Below are 15,249 nucleotides of genomic sequence, written 5' to 3' on the forward strand. Positions count from 1 at the left end.
CTCTATCTAGCCTCACAATGGCTACCCGTCAGCCCCGGTCGGGGCGGCGGCAGCCGGTTTAACTTCGGCCTTCTTCGCGTCCTTGTCGGGGAAGAAGGCGTAGGAGAGCGTTATCTCGCCGATCCGCTGGGTGTCCTTGTCGTCGACGATGGCCGGATCGACGAAGAAGACGACAGGCATGTCCGCGGTGGAGTCCGCGTCGAGCGGCTGCTCTGTGAAGCAGAAGCACTCGAGCTTGTTGAAATAGATGCCGGCCGCGGCGGGCGAGACGTTGAACGACGACGTGCCGACCGTGCCCTCGTGGCTCAGGTTGCGGGCGACGTAGATCATCTGTCCCGTCTCGCCGATGTTCAGGGTCAGCGTGGTCTGCTGCGGCTTCACCTTCCAGGGCAGATCGCCGGCCACCGTCGCATCGAAGCGGACGGTGATGGTTTGATCGAGCACCCGGTCGGCGCCCTGATCGGCGCGCTGGGTCGTGCCGCCGTATCCGGTGACGCGGCAGAACAGGTCGTAGAGGGGCACGGCGGCATACGACAAGCCGACCATAACCGCGACCAGCACGACCAACGAGTACGCGGTCGCCTTGTGCCCGCGCGGCACCGGCTTTTTCCCGTTCGTGTTGTTTCCGGTCGTGTTGTTGCCGTCCGTGCTCATGCCATACCCACTACAACGGCCGGTCTATGACGCTGGGACCGAAATTGACGATGGTGATGAGATAGATCAGCACAACGAATGCACTGAGCGCCACCGCGATGGCGATCGAGCGCGACCGTCGACGACGCTTCTGTTCTTCCGTCAAGACAATGCCTTCTTCCTTCATGGCTCACACAGAGATCCCCAGGAAAGAGTGGGCCGAGATACCGGTGCCCGGCAGGCCGACGACGCGTTCGACAAGCAGCGCCGCGAACAGGGCGAAGAGATAGAGAATCGAAAAGCCGAACAGGCGCTTGGCGACCGGGCCGATCGCCCCTTCAGGGCCGCGCCACAGTTGCCAGGCGAGGGCTAGGAAGACGATTCCGAGGCCAAGCGAAACGGCGAGATAGAGCCAGCCGCCGAAGCCCAGCACCGCAGGCGCGACGCCGAGCGGCACCAGGAGAACCGAATAGAGGAAGATCTGGCGGCGCGTCTCGCCGATGCCCGAGACGACCGGCAGCATCGGCACGCCGGCGCGCGCGTAGTCGCCGGAGCGCACCAGCGCCAGCGCCCAGAAGTGCGGCGGTGTCCAGAAGAAGATGATCAGGAACAGAACGATCGGCTCGAGCGTCACGGTGCCGGTCGCCGCCGCCCATGCGATCACAGGGGGGAAGGAGCCGGCCGCGCCACCGATGACGATGTTCAGGGCCGTCGCCCGCTTCAGCCACATCGTATAGATGACGGCATAGAAGAAGATCGTGAAGAAGAGCAGTCCGGCGGCCAGCCAGTTGGTGGCGAGGCCGAGCACGACGACCGAGAAGCCGGACAGGATCACGCCAAAGGTGAGCGCCTCCTGCGGATTGACCGCGCCCGAAGGAATCGGGCGGCCGCGCGTGCGCGACATCACCCGGTCGATGTCGGCGTCGTACCACATGTTCAGCGCGCCGGCGGCACCGGCGCCGATCGCGATCGAGAGGATCGCCGCGACCGCGATGACGGGATGAAGCTGGACGGGCGCCAGCGCCAGCGCGACGATGGCGGTGAAGACGACGAGCGACATCACGCGCGGCTTCAGAAGCGCGATGAAGTCGCCGACATCGCCGTTTCCGGCGAGGGTCGTGTCGACCGTCGTATCCATTTCGATGCGTGCGTCGCTCATACGAATCCGGAACCCATCCGTAACGCTGACCTGTCGTTAAGCGTGGTCCGGCGGCGTCTCGACGACGCCGCCGGAGCGTTTTCCTACTGCCGTCAGCTGATCTTCGGCAGCGTGTTGAACTGGTGGAACGGCGGCGGCGAGGACAGCGTCCACTCCAGCGTCGTCGCACCTTCGCCCCACGGATTGTCGGCAGCCTTGCGCTTGGCCATGAAGGCCTGGATCACGCCGAACAGGAAGATGAACACGCCGAACGCCGAGATGTAGGAGCCGATCGAGGAAACGTAGTTCCAGCCGGCGAAGGCATCCGGGTAGTCCACGTAGCGGCGCGGCATACCGGCAAGTCCGAGGAAGTGCTGCGGGAAGAAGATCAGGTTCACGCCGATGAACGAGACCCAGAAGTGCAGCTTGCCGATTGTCTCGTTGTAGAGATAGCCGGACATCTTCGGGAACCAGTAGTACCAGGCGGCGAAGATGCCGAAGGTGGCACCCAGCGACATGGTGTAGTGGAAGTGTGCGACGACGTAATAGGTGTCGTGCAGCGACCGGTCGACGCCGGCATTCGACAGCACCACGCCGGTGACGCCACCGACCGTGAACAGGAAGACGAACCCGATCGCCCAGAGCATCGGCGTGCGGAACTGGATGGAGCCGCCCCACATGGTGGCGATCCAGGAGAAGATCTTCACGCCGGTCGGTACCGCGATGATCATGGTCGCGGCGACGAAGTAGGCCTGCGTGTCGACGTCCATGCCGACGGTGTACATGTGGTGGGCCCACACGATGAAGCCGACGGCGCCGATGGCGACCATGGCATAGGCCATGCCGAGATAGCCGAACACGGGCTTGCGCGAGAAGGTCGCGATGACCTGGCTGACGACGCCGAAGGCCGGCAGCACGATGATGTAGACCTCCGGGTGACCGAAGAACCAGAACAGGTGCTGGTACAGGATCGGGTCACCGCCACCTTCCGGCGAGAAGAAGGTCGTGCCGAAGTTGCGGTCGGTCAGCAGCATGGTGATGGCGCCCGCCAGAACCGGCAGCGACAGCAGCAGCAGGAAGGCCGTGATCAGCGCCGACCACACGAACAGCGGCATCTTGTGCAGGGTCATGCCCGGCGCGCGCATGTTGAAGATCGTGGTGATGAAGTTGATGGCGCCGAGGATCGACGAGGCACCAGCCAGATGCAGGGCGAAGATCGCAAGATCCATCGCCGGGCCTGTGTGGCCGGTCGTCGACAGCGGCGCATAGGCCGTCCAGCCGGCGCCGACGCCGTTGCCCGACGCGGTGCCCGGCACGAACAGGGACATCACCAGCAGCGACATGGCGGCGGCCAGCAGCCAGAACGAGATGTTGTTCATGCGCGGGAAGGCCATGTCCGGCGCGCCGATCATCAGCGGCACGAACCAGTTGCCGAAGCCGCCCATCAGCGCCGGCATCACCATGAAGAACACCATGATGAGACCGTGGCCCGTGACGAACACGTTGAACATCTGGCCGGAGCCGAAGATTTGCAGCCCGGGCTCCATCAGCTCTGCCCGCATCATCACCGACAGGAAGCCGCCGATGAGGCCGCCGGTCAGCGCCAGGATCAGGTAGAGCGTCCCGATGTCCTTGTGGTTGGTGGAAAGAAGCCACCGCCGCCATCCGTGCGGATGGTCGTCGTGGGCTTCGTGTGCCGCTGCATAAGCCATTTGCTGTCGTCCTCTCTAAATCGTGTTCCGCTGCGGCGGGACCGGATCACTCGCCCGCGGCGCCAGCCGGCTGGGCGGTGACCTGCGCAAGCTTCTTGGTCTCATCGCGCGGATCGAGATGCGCCGTCTGCTCGGCGACCCAGGCGTCGTATTCCTCCTGGGTCACGACACGCACCGAAATCGGCATGAAGGCATGGTCGCGGCCGCACAGCTCGGAGCACTGGCCGTAGTACATGCCGGTCTTGGTCGCCTTGAACCAGGTCTCGTTCATACGGCCGGGAACGGCGTCGACCTTCGACCCGAAGGCGGGAATGGTCCAGGCATGGATGACGCCGAGCGGATCGGCGGTGATCAGCATCTTCACCACCTTGTCGACCGGAACGACGACGTCGTTGTCGGTGGCAAGCAGGCGCGGCTGGCCGGGCTGCAATTCATCTTCGGCCAACATGATCGAGTCGAAGCTCAGGCCGTCGTGATCGGGGTATTCGTAGCCCCAGTACCACTGATAGCCGGTCGCCTTGATGGTCACGTCGGGCTCGGGAACCTCGAGCTGGAAGTAGAGCAGACGGAAGGAGGGAATGGCGATCACGACCAGAATGATCACCGGAAGCACCGTCCAGGCGACCTCGAGCATGGTGTTGTGCGAGGTACGCGAGGGATTCGGGTTCCTGCGGGAATTGAACCGCACGACACACATCCCCAGGAGCACCACCACGAACAGCGTGATCAGTGTGATCAGGATCAGCAGGAAATTATGGAAACTGGCGATCGATTCCATCACCGGTGTGGCAGCCGGCTGAAAATCCAGCTGCCATGGCTCTGGCTGCTGGGCCAGCGCCGGCATCGCGCCAGCCGTGAATACCGCCGCCACCGCGAGGGCTGCCGCGATTCGCAATCTCGAAGCCATTTTGAGCGTGCTCCCTTACCTCTTGCCCCTGCCCCGGCGCGGTTTCCGTGATGTTCCGTCTTCGCGCCTGCCGGCAGTCCAGCGTGCCGGCACTATTGGGCCTGCTTTAAAATCACACTTCCGCCGCTCTCGGCAATGACCTTTGCCTTTTTTGGCCGCGACAAATTTCCACATCTGGCGATGTGCCGCAGTATGGCCATCCCCGGGTGGGACGGAATGCGCCTCTGTCCCACCGGCAAAGGGTCGCAACGACCATAGTTCCCTACAAGGTTCGCGGGGGCGTAACGATCATTCGGTCCCTTGACAGCCCGAAGGGGTCTGGTAGCACCGCGACTGACAAACAGACCGGGCGCGGCCCGGTCATCGGAAAAGGCGTAACAATATGGCGAATCGCCTCGAATCGCTGGCCGGTCGGCTGCGCAGCCGGTTTTCCGGGTCTTCCAAGCACTTTCTGACCGCCGGCATCCTCGGCGTCTGCACCCTCCTGGCCGGTTTCTCGCTTCCGAGCGCCGCCAACGCGCAGGGTGCGGTCAAGTCGACGCATGGCGACTGGCAGATCCGCTGCGACACGCCGCCCGGCGCCCAGGGCGAACAGTGCGCCCTGGTCCAGAGCGTCACCGCCGAAGACCGGCAGAATGTCGGTCTGACCGTGATCGTGCTGAAGACGGCGGACGGCAAGGACCAGATCCTGCGCGTCCTGGCGCCGCTCGGCGTCCTGCTGCCGACCGGGCTCGGCCTCAAGGTCGACGATGCGGATATCGGCCGCGCCCAGTTCATCCGCTGCCTGCCCAACGGCTGCGTCGCCGAGGTCATCATCGACGAGGAGCTGGTGAAGGCCCTCGAGGGCGGCCAGCTCGCCACCTTCATCATCTTCCAGACGCCGGAGGAAGGGATCGGCATCCCGATGTCGCTGGCCGGCTTCACCGAAGGGTACGCCGCACTGCCCTGACAGGCGGGATCGGGAGCTCCCGCCATGACCGGGCCTTCGCAGGGGGATGCTGTGACCGGGCCCGACGACAATCCCTCCGCGGGCGGGTCCGCGCCGATACCGAAGCACTTCGTCGCCGGCGGCACCATGCGCCACGTGGTGGTGATGACGGCGACCGCCTCGTTCGGCCTGATGTCGGTGTTCCTGGTCGACCTGGCCGACCTCTATTTCCTCTCGCTTATCGGCGAAGTGGCGGTGGCCGCGGCGATCGGCTACGCGGGCACGCTGCTGTTCTTCATGATTTCGGTCTCGGTCGGCGTGACGATCGCGGGCTCCGCCCTGGTCTCGCGGGCCATCGGCGCCGGCGACAACGAGCGGGCGCGCCGCATCGCGACGTCCAGCCTCGTCTACGCCGCTCTCGTCACCAGCCTGGTGGCGCTGCCGTTTGTCGTTTTTGTCGAGGACGCCCTGACCCTGCTCGGCGCGGACGGCCAGGCGCACACCCTGGCCACCGGCTACCTGCGGATCGTGCTTCCCGCGACGCCTCTCCTGGGGATGGGCATGTGCGCGGGCGGACTGCTCAGGGCGCGCGGCGATCCGCGCCGGGCAATGTACGTCACGCTGGCCGGCGCGGTGGTCAACGCGGTGATGGATCCGATCCTCATCTTCGGCGCAGGACTCGGGGTCGACGGGGCCGCGATCGCCTCTGTGCTGGCCCGTGTCGCCTTCGTCGTCGTCGGCTTCAACGGTCTCGTCCGTGTCCACAACCTGCTGGCAGCGCCGAGGCTCAGGGGCTTCGCCACCGACGTCCGGCCGATCTCCGCGATCGCCATTCCGGCCATGCTGACCAATGTCGCCACGCCCGTCGGCAACGCCTACATGACATGGGCGATCGCCAAATACGGCGTGTCGGCGGTGGCCGGCTGGGCGATCGTCGGACGCATCTTGCCAGTCGCCTTCGGCGGCATCTTCGCGCTGTCGGGCGCGGTGGGGCCGATCATCGGCCAGAACTACGGCGCCGGCCAGTTCGACCGGGTCCGCCAGACCTATATCGACGCGATGGTCTTCGTCCTCGTCTATGTCGGCATCGTCTGGGTGATCCTGTTCTCGACCCGGCACCTCCTCGTCGCGGCGTTCTCGGCCAGCGGCGACGGCGCCGGGCTCGTCCTTTTGTTCTGCGGGGTCATCTCCGCCAGCTTCGTGTTCGTCGGCGTGCTGTTCGTCTCGAACGCGGCCTTCAACACGCTCGGCTATCCCTACATCTCGACCCTGTTCAACTGGGGGCGGGCGACCCTCGGCACGATCCCGTTCGTCTGGATCGGATCGCTGTGGCTGGGCGCGCCGGGCGTCCTGTGGGGACAGGCGATCGGCAGCGTCCTGTTCGGCGCCGCCGCCGGGCTCGTCGGCTACCGGCTCGTCACCCACCTGCACCGCCGGCCGCCGGGCGAACCGCCGGTTCCGCTGTGGCGCATCGCCCTGTCGCCGTTCTCGACCGGCAAGAGCCTGACCGGAATCTGAGGGACGCGTCGCGCGAATATCCGAGGGTTATGGAATTCCGCGCCTAGAGACGCTATCTATCGGGCAGCGACAACCGGTCCCGACGGAATTCATCATGAACCGCTACGAACGCCCGGCCGCGCAAGGCGAAGCGGTCATCCAGTATCTCGACGGCGATTTCCGGATCCTCAAACCCGGAAGCTACGTCCTGTGCGCGGTCACGGGCCGCCAGATCCCGCTGAGCGAACTTCGCTACTGGAGCGTCGAGCGTCAGGAAGCCTACGCCGACCACGAAGTCGCCATGCAGGTCTACGAGGAAAAGTTCCGCAAGCGCGGATGACCTAGACCCGGATAACGGAGACCCGGATAACGGGGACGCGGATAACGGGCCGCCGATAACGGGCCGGGCGCGAAACCGCCCCGCCCTGCCCCTTCCGGCTCTATCCCCGCCGCAGCCCGCCCACCAGCAGCGTCCGCAGGTCCAGGGCGCTCGCCTCGTCGAGCGCCAGCGTCACCGGCAGGGCCACCGACGCCTCCGCGAGCGCCTTCAAGGTGCCGCCCTTCGGCGCGCCGATGCGCACGATGTCCTTTTCCGTCGTCACCGGTATAGCGCCGCTGCGCTTCTGCAACGCCATCAGGCCCCGCGCATCCGCCTCCGTATAGACGTGATGATCCGGAAAGCCGCGCGCCTCCATGATCTGCATGCCGATCGCGGACACGGTCTCGAAGAACTTGTCGGGGCGGCCGATGCCGGCGAAGGCGATGGCGGGACGCCCGGCCAGTGCCGTGGTCATCGCCGGCGCGGGTGCCAACCGGCCGCGCAGGACCAGCATTCCCTTGTCGCCGGCAAGGGTCGCGACCGCCTCGCCGGCCTCGCCCTCGCCGATCACCACGACGGCGGCGGCGCGGGCAAGCTGCGGGTCGAGCGGCAGGCGCAACGGGCCGGCGGGCAGACAATAGCCGTTGCCGATCCCATAGCCGCCGTCGATCACCAGCAGGGACAGATCCTTGGCCAGAGCGGCGTTCTGGAAGCCGTCATCCATGACGATGATGTCGCCGAGGGTCTGCGCGAGCCGGGCGCCGGCGGCGCGGTCGGGCGAAACGACGGTCGGCGCGGTGCGGGCGAGCAGCAGCGGCTCGTCGCCGACGTCGGCGGCGGTATGGACGGCCGGGTCGACCGAGACCGGCCCGGCGACGCGGGCGCCGTAGCCGCGACTAAGGAACACCGGCTTATGCCCGAGCGCGGCCAGCAGCCGCGCGATCAGGATCGCGGTCGGGGTCTTGCCGGAACCGCCCACCGTCGGATTGCCAATGCAGATCACCGGCACATCGGCCGTCGTTGCCGGCGCGCGGCGAAACCGCAGCCAGGCAATCAGCGCATAGATCAGGGAGAGCGGCCACAGGCACAGGGCCTGCCAACCCGGTCCGCGCCGACCGTCCCCGGGTCCTCGCCAGAAGCCGGGCGCGCGCACCTCACCGCCCTCCGGCCGTCTCGGAGAGAAGCGGGTCGAGCGCGGCCATCGACCGGTCGAGCGCGCCGGAGAAGGCGGAGACCGCCGCATTCGCGGCCTCGGCATGACGGCCGACGGCGGCGGGCGTGGCCATGAACGCCTCGACCTTGCCGGCAAGATCCGCGGCATCTGCGATTTCCTCGGCACCGCCGGCGCCATGCAGCGCGGCGTAGACGTCGGCGAAGTTGTGGATATGCGGGCCGTGCAGGATCGCCGTCGTCAGCTTGGCCGGCTCGATCGGGTTCTGCCCGCCGTGCGGGATCAGCGAGCCGCCCATGAAGACGATCGGGGCGAGCCGGTAGACAAGCCCCATCTCGCCGATCGTGTCGAACAGATAGATGTCGGTATCCGGCGCGGGCATCTCCCCCCTCGAGCGGACGGCGACCGTCAGGCCCCGGGCCTCGGCAGCGGCGGCCATCTCGGCGCCGCGCTCGGGATGGCGCGGGGCGATGATCGTCAGCGCGCCGGGCCGGCCGGCGACGATCGCCGCGTGCGCGTCGAGGATCGCCTCGACCTCGCCGGGATGCAGGCTCGCCGCCGCCCAGCGCGGCCGCTCGCCGATCGCCGCGCCGACATCCTTCAGAGCGGCTTCGTCGGCCGCAGGCGCCGGTACGTCGTATTTCAGGTTGCCGGAGCAGATCACCGGTTCCGCGCCCAGGGCCCGCAGGCGCTCGGCGTCGCCTTCGGATTGCGCCAGACACAGGTCGAAGCGCGACAGCAGCGCGCCGATCATCGCCGGTCCCTTCTGCCAGCGGCGGAACGAGCGGTCGGACATGCGCGCGTTGACGAGCGACAGGCGCGCCCCGCTGCGCGCGGTCTCCAGGATCAGGTTGGGCCAGAGCTCGGACTCGGCGAAGATCGCCAGCCCCGGGCGCCAATGCTCGAGGAACCGGCGCACGAAGCGCGGCCCGTCGAGCGGCACGTATTGATGGATCGCACGACCGTTCAGGCCCGCCCCGGCCAGCCGGGCCCTGGCGATCCGCGTCGACGTCATCGTCCCCGTCGTCAGCAGCACCGAGACGCGGCCGTCGGCGAGGATGCGCTCGATCATCGGCAGCACGGACATGGTCTCGCCTACGCTTGCGGCATGGACCCAGACGAGCGGGCCGTCCGGGCGCGGCAGGCTGGCCTCGCCGTAGCGCTCGCCCTGGTGCTCGGGGTCTTCCTTGCCGTGCTTGAGCCGCCAGCTCAGGATCAGCCCGGCCAGAGGATGGGCCACCGATGTCAGCGTCCTGTATGTCGCCAGTATCAGCGAGCGCGGCGCCTCAGCCATTCTCGGGTCCGTCGACGATCTCGTAGGCCCGGCGGGTGCAGGCGTTGATGGACTCCTCCACCTGCAGCCGGATCGCCTCCAGCGTATCGCGATCGGCATCGGGCGCCACCCTAATCTCGTCGGCGACGACGGCGGAGAGATGGCTGAACGGCAGGTTCACCGCGGCTTTGTCCCAGCTCTTCATCGTGATGCGCCGGCTCGACGCGATGGCGATGGGAAGGATCGGCCGGCCGGACTGCTGGGCGAGCTTGACGACGCCGAGGCCGGCACGCCGAGAGATCTTCGGCACATCGGCGGTCAGCGCCACGTTCACGCCTTCGCCCAGCGTCGCCACCATCTCGCGGAAGGCCACTGAGCCGCCCTTGACGTGAAACCGGCCCTTGGTGTCGCCGGAGCCGCGGATCGTGCCGACGCCGAGCCGCTCCGCCGCCTGGGCGTTGATCTCGCCGTCGCGGTGACGGGAAATCAGCACGGCGGCCTTGTGATAGGGCCTCTTGACGAACGGCATGAGGAAATGCTGCCCGTGCCAGAAGGTCAGGATCAGCGGCAGGTTGCGATCGATCCGCTCGTAGACATCCGGCGGCTCGATGGTGACCCGGCTGGTCCTGTAGACGAGGCGCAGGTAGCCGGCGATCAGCGCGCCGAGAAGGACCTGCACCCAGCGGGCGGCGAACAGTCGTTTCAGCATCGCCTCAGGCGTTTGTCGCATTGGCCGCAGCACGCGCGCGCGGCTCGCGGTCGGTCGGATCGGAAGGCTCCGACTTCGTTGATTCGGCGCCGAACTGGGTGCGATGCAGCCGTGCGTAGACGCCGTTCCTGGCGACGAGCTCGTCATGGTTGCCGCTCTCGACGATCCGGCCGGCTTCCATGACGTGGATGACGTCGGCCTTCTTCACCGTCGACAGGCGGTGGGCGATCATGATCACCGAGCGTCCCTTGAGAAGCACGTCGAGGGCTTCCTGGATCTGCGCCTCGGCCTCGGTGTCGAGCGAGGAGGTCGGCTCGTCGAGCAGCAGGATCGGCGCGTCGCGCAACATGGCGCGGGCAAACGCGATGCGCTGGCGCTGGCCGCCGGACAACATGTTGCCGGCCTCGCCGACCGGCGTGTCGTAGCCCTTCGGGAAGGCCATGATGAAATCGTGCGCGACGGCGGCCCTGGCCGCGGCGATCACCTGTTCCTCGCTCGCCCCTTCCGAGCCGTACATGATGTTGGCGCGGATGGTGTCGTCGAACAGCACCGGCTCCTGGGTCACCAGCGCGCTGGCGAGGCGGACGGAGGAAATGGTGCAGTCGGTGATGTCCTGGCCGTCGATCCGAACCTGCCCGGACTGCGGATCGTAGAAGCGCAGCAGCAGGTTGAGAACGGTGCTCTTGCCCGAGCCGCTCGGCCCCACCAGGGCGATCCGCTTGCCGGCGGGAACGGTCAGCGAGAAGTCGCGCAGCACCGGTTCGCCGTCGCGGTAGTGGAAGGAGACATCGTCGAAGGAGATCTCGCCGGCGGTGACCTTGAGCGGCAGCGCGCCCGGCTTCTCCGCCACCTTCGAGTCGAGGTCGATGATGCCGAACACGCGGTTGGCCGCGACCACGCCTTCCTGCAGCATGGTCTGCAGTGAGGCGACCGTCTTCATCGGCTGGTACATCAGCATCGCGGCGGTGACGAAGCCCATGAACTGGCCGGCGGTCAGCGAACCGTGGATGCCCTGATAGCCGCCATAGAGGATGGCCAGCGCGAAGCCGACCCCGGTCAACGCCTCGACCACCGGGCCCGACGAGGCCTTGGTGCGCACCGAGCGCATGATGAATTCGAGCGTGCGGTCGATGATGCGCCGGGCCCGTTCGGTCTCGTGCGCCTCGCGGTCATAGGCCTTGACGACGCGGATGCCGGTCAGCGTCTGCGACACCAGGATGCCGAGGTCGCCGGTCTCCTGGAACGTCTTTGTGGCCGAGACATGGACCCGGCGGCGCTGGCGGCCGAGCACCCGCAGCGCCAAGGGAATGGCGATCACCGCGAAGACTGACAGGCGCCAGTCCATGTAGAACATCGAGCCGGTGAGCAGCAGGACTTTCAGGATGTTCTGGCCGAGCGCGACGATGGTCAGGCTCGCGGCCTCGCGGATCGCCAGCACGTCGTTCATGAAGCTGGAGACGAAACGGCCCGAATGGGTCCGCTGCAGCCAGCCGAGATCGGCCTGGGTCAGCCGCTCGAACATCTCCACCCGCAGGTCGGCGACGATCGAATTGCCGACATAGGCCTGACCGACGGTGGCGAAATACTCCGACGTCGCCTTGATGGCGACCATGACGATGACGAGCGCCGGCAGCATATAGAGCATCGTCTCGTTCTTGCCGAGGAACACCTCGTCGGCGGCCTGCTGCATCAGGAACGGCAGCGAGCCGGTGGCGATCGCCGAGAACATCATCGCCCCGAAGCAGCCGAGCAGCAGCTTCTTGCGCGGCAGAAGATGGTCGCGCGTCAGCCGGCCAACGACCTGCCATGTCGACAGATTCGTGGTGTGCAGGCTGTCGTCGGCCCGGTCGATTGAATTGCTGTCGGTGAATACGTTCGAAACCACGCGATCTTTCCTCGAGCGCGGGATGATCCGCGTGCGTTCTATCCCGTCTGCGGCCCGCCGTCACCTATGACGAAGGCCGAAGGCCGGTACCGGTCAATCCGTGCCGGCGTCCCTACCCATCGCTTCGGGATCGAGCAATCGGTGCATGTGCACAATGAAGTAGCGCATCTGGGCATTGTCCACCGTGCGCTGCGCGGCGTCCTTCCACGCGTCGTAGGCCGTCGCATAGTTAGGATAGATGCCGACGATATCCAGTCTGTCGAGATCGCGAAATTCCAGTGCCTCGACGTCCCGCAGCTCGCCACCGAAGACGAGATGGAGAAGCTGCTTCCCGGTCTGGGTCTCGGCCATATCCCTCACTCCTGCATTCGAAGTCATGTGTTTTCGTGGCCGATGGCCGCGAGAATCGCGCCATGCAGCCGTCGTCCCGCCGCAAAGAAGGCCGGATGCCGCGCCGATGCACCGTTCAGGCGGATCGGGGCACCTTCGAAGTCGGTGACGATACCGCCCGCTTCCTGCACGATCACGAGCGCGGCGGCAAGGTCCCAGTCCGCACTTCCCGACGTCGCCAGCGCCGCATCGACATCGCCGCTGGCAACCCGGGCCAGGCGATGGGCGAGCGACTTCAGGAAACGGCGATCCTCGGCAAACCGCGCATTTTCAACGCCGGCCTGGGCGATCGCCTTCTTCGAGGCGGCGATTTTCGCCGATTCGAGCGACGAACAGTCGCTCACGGCGAGTTTTGCCCCGTTCAGCGTCGCCCCGGACCCGGACCGTGCCGCCCAAAGCTCGTCGCGGACCGGATTGTAGAGGACGCCGGCGACCGACGCGCCGTTTTCCACGACCCCGATGGACACCACCCATTCGTCGGTCCGTTCGACAAAGGCGCGGGTGCCGTCGATCGGGTCGACAATGATAACGCGGGCGGCCTCGTGGCGCGAACCGTCGTCCGGGCGCTCTTCCGACAGCCAGCCGTAGTCCGGCCGATATCCGGTCAGCCGCGCATGCAGCAGGTCGTCGAGGGCGATATCGGCCTCGGTGACGATCGACTGATCGTGCTTGTTCCATCGCCTCGGGTCGCCGCGGAAATATTCGAGCGCCAGCGCGCCGGCCTCGCGGGCGACGGCCGAGATCATGTCGAGGTCCTTGCGGTCGATGTCGGACAAAAGTGGCGATCCAATCGGTAGACGGCGGCCGGCGGCGTTCCGAACACTTCGGCCGGCGGCGACGGAAATCGTTGATGGGCGGGGCTTTGTGTAGTGATCCCTTACAAACTGTTCAAGTCGACACGACCTGGTGACTCCCTTTTAACCGAACCTCTTAAGCCGTTCCCAAGGTTTGGCAGGCACACTCCTGAATAACGACGGGCACCAAACAAACAAGCGGGCCCGGCAGGGAGACTTTCATGAGGCGTCAAATCGCGTGCACCGCCGAGGTGCACCGGGGTGCGAGCTGTCGTGTGCGGCTCGACCCCTTCGAATTGCCGGCGCGGGTCGTCTACAAAGGCGTGTCCCGCGCCGGCGGCCACGCTCCGGGACAGCACGTGGCGATCGTCGGTCGCGACAGCGTGATGATCCGCCGCGAGACGAACGCGGGCGTGCCGCTCTACGTAACCGTACCGCTCTCCGCCTATGCGGGCGTCCTGCTTTCGGTCCATGACGGTCCGGAAGGCCGGATCGTCGGATTGACCCTGCACCACAGGAACGGCGACCTCGAGGTGCCGCTGTTCGAGGCGGACAACACCGATGACGTCATCGCCGACTGGCAGGTCTGGTCGCGCACGCTCTCCCGGCCACTGCTGATCCGCAACGCCGACGGCACGGTCTGCGAGCCCCAGGAGCGGCTCGGCGGCGTCATCGTCAAGCGTCCGGTGGCGCGGCGCGCCAACCGGTTCTTCGCCGAGCGTCGGCCGAAATTCCTGTGCCAGCGCGGCACCGGCGGGCGGCTGTCCGGCATCATCTATCGCGAGGACGAGATCATCGCCCGCGACATCGCCAGCTAGGGCCGCTCCGCACAGCGCGAACACTGCGAAACCGCCGGCCGGACGGCCGTCCACATCGGCGGTTTCCATCCATTCACGCGGACGAATCGGGGGCTTTCGGCGCCAGCGCCTCGCGTATCGCGAACAGGTGCAGCATCAGGATCGCCGCGATGAAGCGGTCCACCGCATCGAGCAGCGATCCGGTCACGGCGATGCCCTCGCCACGCTCCCCGCTGCGGACGACCATGGCCTGACCTTCCGCGTCGCGCAGGACCGAGAGCACATGACCGCGCGACGCAGACGCACGTTTCGCGAGATCGGTGATCGTGACGGCAAGCGGCGCGAGGGGATCACGCCCGTCACGGCGTGCCTCGACCGCCAACGTCATCAGGATCAGCATGCCGGCGTCGCGCCTGAAGACGGCTTCCAGTTCGGGGACGTAGTCGACGAGCCGCATTCCGGACACGAACATCCGCGCGAAGGCGGCCATGTGCGCGGCGACGAAGTCGGGATCGCCCTCCCGCTCCAGTGCCTGCTCCCCCTCCGGCATCAGCATCGCCAGGGCCTCGAAGAAACTGCGGCGGCGGTCGCGATGAAGCGCCAGAAACCTGTCGGTGGGGCGCAGCCGGCGAACACGGCGATCCGCGCCGCGGACCTCCTCCAGAAGCCCGAGCATCTTCAGCGCGCCGAGCATGGCGGTGACGCGCCCCGGACTGCAAATACCGAGCTCCGTACAATGCTGCTTCAGGTTGGTCGCGGTCAGGCCGCCCTCGTCGGCGCGGTTGTAGTGGAGATCCAGGATGGCAAGGCCCAAGACCGTGCGGCCGCGGTCGCCGAGGAGCCGGTTGAGCACCCAGTTGCCCTTGTACTGCTCTACGACGCCGACGGCCGCGTGCAGCGACGCCTCGCCGAAACGGGGATGGCGGCGCAGCCGCTCGACATCCTCCGGCATGGGGTATCCGGCGGCGTGACCTGATCTCGACCGCTCGGGCGCAGAAGCGGTCGGGGACGGCCCGGATTTCGCGTTCAACATGAAGTGGCGCCCTGCGATGCGATCAAACTTTGACATTGTCCGTAGGCTGCATCGCACCACTGT

The 15,249-nt window shown here is 66.7% G+C and carries 16 protein-coding genes; 4 read left to right on the top strand and 12 right to left on the bottom strand.

Annotated features, from left to right (window positions below; all coding sequences use genetic code 11):
• Positions 1-21: 21 nt before the first annotated feature.
• The 5 genes from MUB46_RS00600 to coxB form a co-directional block, all read right to left on the bottom strand.
• Complete coding sequence (locus MUB46_RS00600; protein ID WP_261613918.1) at positions 22-654, bottom strand: cytochrome c oxidase assembly protein; 633 nt, start codon at positions 652-654, stop codon at positions 22-24.
• A gap of 10 nt (positions 655-664) precedes the next feature.
• Complete coding sequence (locus tag MUB46_RS00605) at positions 665-820, bottom strand: hypothetical protein (protein ID WP_261613919.1); 156 nt, start codon at positions 818-820, stop codon at positions 665-667.
• A gap of 3 nt (positions 821-823) precedes the next feature.
• On the bottom strand, positions 824-1,792 hold the full coding sequence (locus MUB46_RS00610; RefSeq protein ID WP_425256204.1) for a heme o synthase: 969 nt from the start codon (positions 1,790-1,792) through the stop codon (positions 824-826).
• A gap of 92 nt (positions 1,793-1,884) precedes the next feature.
• Positions 1,885-3,483, bottom strand: a complete 1,599-nt coding sequence (gene ctaD / locus MUB46_RS00615; RefSeq protein ID WP_261613920.1) for a cytochrome c oxidase subunit I — start codon at positions 3,481-3,483, stop codon at positions 1,885-1,887.
• Positions 3,484-3,529: 46 nt separating this feature from the next.
• On the bottom strand, positions 3,530-4,390 hold the full coding sequence (coxB, locus tag MUB46_RS00620) for a cytochrome c oxidase subunit II (protein WP_425256205.1): 861 nt from the start codon (positions 4,388-4,390) through the stop codon (positions 3,530-3,532).
• A gap of 382 nt (positions 4,391-4,772) precedes the next feature.
• On the opposite strand from coxB, the gene MUB46_RS00625 reads away from it, so the two are divergent.
• The 3 genes from MUB46_RS00625 (at position 4,773) to MUB46_RS00635 (ending at position 7,155) form a co-directional block, all read left to right on the top strand.
• Positions 4,773-5,339 carry an invasion associated locus B family protein gene (locus tag MUB46_RS00625; RefSeq protein ID WP_261613921.1) on the top strand — a complete coding sequence of 189 codons (567 nt, stop codon included), beginning with the start codon at positions 4,773-4,775 and terminating at the stop codon, positions 5,337-5,339.
• A gap of 24 nt (positions 5,340-5,363) precedes the next feature.
• A complete protein-coding gene (locus MUB46_RS00630; RefSeq protein WP_261613922.1) occupies positions 5,364-6,836 on the top strand; it encodes an MATE family efflux transporter in 1,473 nt (490 codons plus the stop codon).
• A 94-nt stretch (positions 6,837-6,930) separates the two neighbouring features.
• Positions 6,931-7,155 carry a DUF2093 domain-containing protein gene (locus MUB46_RS00635; protein WP_261613923.1) on the top strand — a complete coding sequence of 75 codons (225 nt, stop codon included), beginning with the start codon at positions 6,931-6,933 and terminating at the stop codon, positions 7,153-7,155.
• Between the two features lie 100 nt (positions 7,156-7,255).
• On the opposite strand, the gene lpxK is transcribed toward MUB46_RS00635, so the two are convergent.
• The 6 genes from lpxK to MUB46_RS00665 form a co-directional block, all read right to left on the bottom strand.
• On the bottom strand, positions 7,256-8,287 hold the full coding sequence (lpxK, locus tag MUB46_RS00640; RefSeq protein ID WP_261613924.1) for a tetraacyldisaccharide 4'-kinase: 1,032 nt from the start codon (positions 8,285-8,287) through the stop codon (positions 7,256-7,258).
• A 1-nt stretch (position 8,288) separates the two neighbouring features.
• On the bottom strand, positions 8,289-9,599 hold the full coding sequence (locus MUB46_RS00645; RefSeq protein WP_261613925.1) for a 3-deoxy-D-manno-octulosonic acid transferase: 1,311 nt from the start codon (positions 9,597-9,599) through the stop codon (positions 8,289-8,291).
• Positions 9,592-10,308, bottom strand: coding sequence for a lysophospholipid acyltransferase family protein (locus MUB46_RS00650; protein ID WP_261613926.1), 717 nt, complete (start codon positions 10,306-10,308; stop codon positions 9,592-9,594). Before MUB46_RS00650 ends, MUB46_RS00645 begins: the two co-directional genes overlap by 8 nt.
• A complete protein-coding gene (locus tag MUB46_RS00655; protein WP_261613927.1) occupies positions 10,292-12,172 on the bottom strand; it encodes an ABC transporter ATP-binding protein in 1,881 nt (626 codons plus the stop codon). The genes MUB46_RS00650 and MUB46_RS00655 overlap by 17 nt, the downstream gene beginning before the upstream one ends.
• Positions 12,173-12,265: 93 nt before the next feature.
• The gene (locus MUB46_RS00660; RefSeq protein WP_261613928.1) at positions 12,266-12,523 is read right to left on the bottom strand and encodes a DUF4170 domain-containing protein; all 258 of its coding nucleotides are present in this window, start codon (positions 12,521-12,523) and stop codon (positions 12,266-12,268) included.
• Between the two features lie 23 nt (positions 12,524-12,546).
• Positions 12,547-13,338: an inositol monophosphatase family protein gene (locus tag MUB46_RS00665; protein ID WP_261613929.1), complete on the bottom strand. Its 792-nt coding sequence runs from the start codon at positions 13,336-13,338 to the stop codon at positions 12,547-12,549.
• A 239-nt stretch (positions 13,339-13,577) separates the two neighbouring features.
• Here MUB46_RS00665 and MUB46_RS00670 point away from each other — a divergent pair, with 239 nt between their 5' ends.
• Positions 13,578-14,174 (top strand): DUF6101 family protein, encoded by a 597-nt coding sequence (locus MUB46_RS00670; RefSeq protein WP_261613930.1) that lies wholly within the window; start codon positions 13,578-13,580, stop codon positions 14,172-14,174.
• A 73-nt stretch (positions 14,175-14,247) separates the two neighbouring features.
• On the opposite strand, the gene MUB46_RS00675 is transcribed toward MUB46_RS00670, so the two are convergent.
• Positions 14,248-15,105 carry a hypothetical protein gene (locus MUB46_RS00675; RefSeq protein ID WP_261613931.1) on the bottom strand — a complete coding sequence of 286 codons (858 nt, stop codon included), beginning with the start codon at positions 15,103-15,105 and terminating at the stop codon, positions 14,248-14,250.
• Positions 15,106-15,249: the final 144 nt, after the last annotated feature.

Source organism: Microbaculum marinisediminis, assembly GCF_025397915.1.
Taxonomy (GTDB): domain Bacteria; phylum Pseudomonadota; class Alphaproteobacteria; order Rhizobiales; family Tepidamorphaceae; genus Microbaculum; species Microbaculum marinisediminis.

Excerpts from the sequence above, each read along its gene's own strand:
- MUB46_RS00605 (WP_261613919.1), bottom strand. The coding sequence starts at position 820 with ATGAAGGAAGAAGGCATTGTCTTGACGGAAGAACAGAAGCGTCGTCGA.
- MUB46_RS00600 (WP_261613918.1), bottom strand. The coding sequence starts at position 654 with ATGAGCACGGACGGCAACAACACGACCGGAAACAACACGAACGGGAAA.
- MUB46_RS00660 (WP_261613928.1), bottom strand. The coding sequence starts at position 12,523 with ATGGCCGAGACCCAGACCGGGAAGCAGCTTCTCCATCTCGTCTTCGGT.
- MUB46_RS00610 (WP_425256204.1), bottom strand. The coding sequence starts at position 1,792 with ATGAGCGACGCACGCATCGAAATGGATACGACGGTCGACACGACCCTC.
- MUB46_RS00675 (WP_261613931.1), bottom strand. The coding sequence starts at position 15,105 with ATGCCGGAGGATGTCGAGCGGCTGCGCCGCCATCCCCGTTTCGGCGAG.
- MUB46_RS00670 (WP_261613930.1), top strand. The coding sequence starts at position 13,578 with ATGAGGCGTCAAATCGCGTGCACCGCCGAGGTGCACCGGGGTGCGAGC.
- MUB46_RS00630 (WP_261613922.1), top strand. The coding sequence starts at position 5,364 with ATGACCGGGCCTTCGCAGGGGGATGCTGTGACCGGGCCCGACGACAAT.
- MUB46_RS00625 (WP_261613921.1), top strand. The coding sequence starts at position 4,773 with ATGGCGAATCGCCTCGAATCGCTGGCCGGTCGGCTGCGCAGCCGGTTT.
- MUB46_RS00645 (WP_261613925.1), bottom strand. The coding sequence starts at position 9,599 with ATGGCTGAGGCGCCGCGCTCGCTGATACTGGCGACATACAGGACGCTG.
- coxB (WP_425256205.1), bottom strand. The coding sequence starts at position 4,390 with ATGGCTTCGAGATTGCGAATCGCGGCAGCCCTCGCGGTGGCGGCGGTA.
- ctaD (WP_261613920.1), bottom strand. The coding sequence starts at position 3,483 with ATGGCTTATGCAGCGGCACACGAAGCCCACGACGACCATCCGCACGGA.
- MUB46_RS00635 (WP_261613923.1), top strand. The coding sequence starts at position 6,931 with ATGAACCGCTACGAACGCCCGGCCGCGCAAGGCGAAGCGGTCATCCAG.
- MUB46_RS00650 (WP_261613926.1), bottom strand. The coding sequence starts at position 10,308 with ATGCGACAAACGCCTGAGGCGATGCTGAAACGACTGTTCGCCGCCCGC.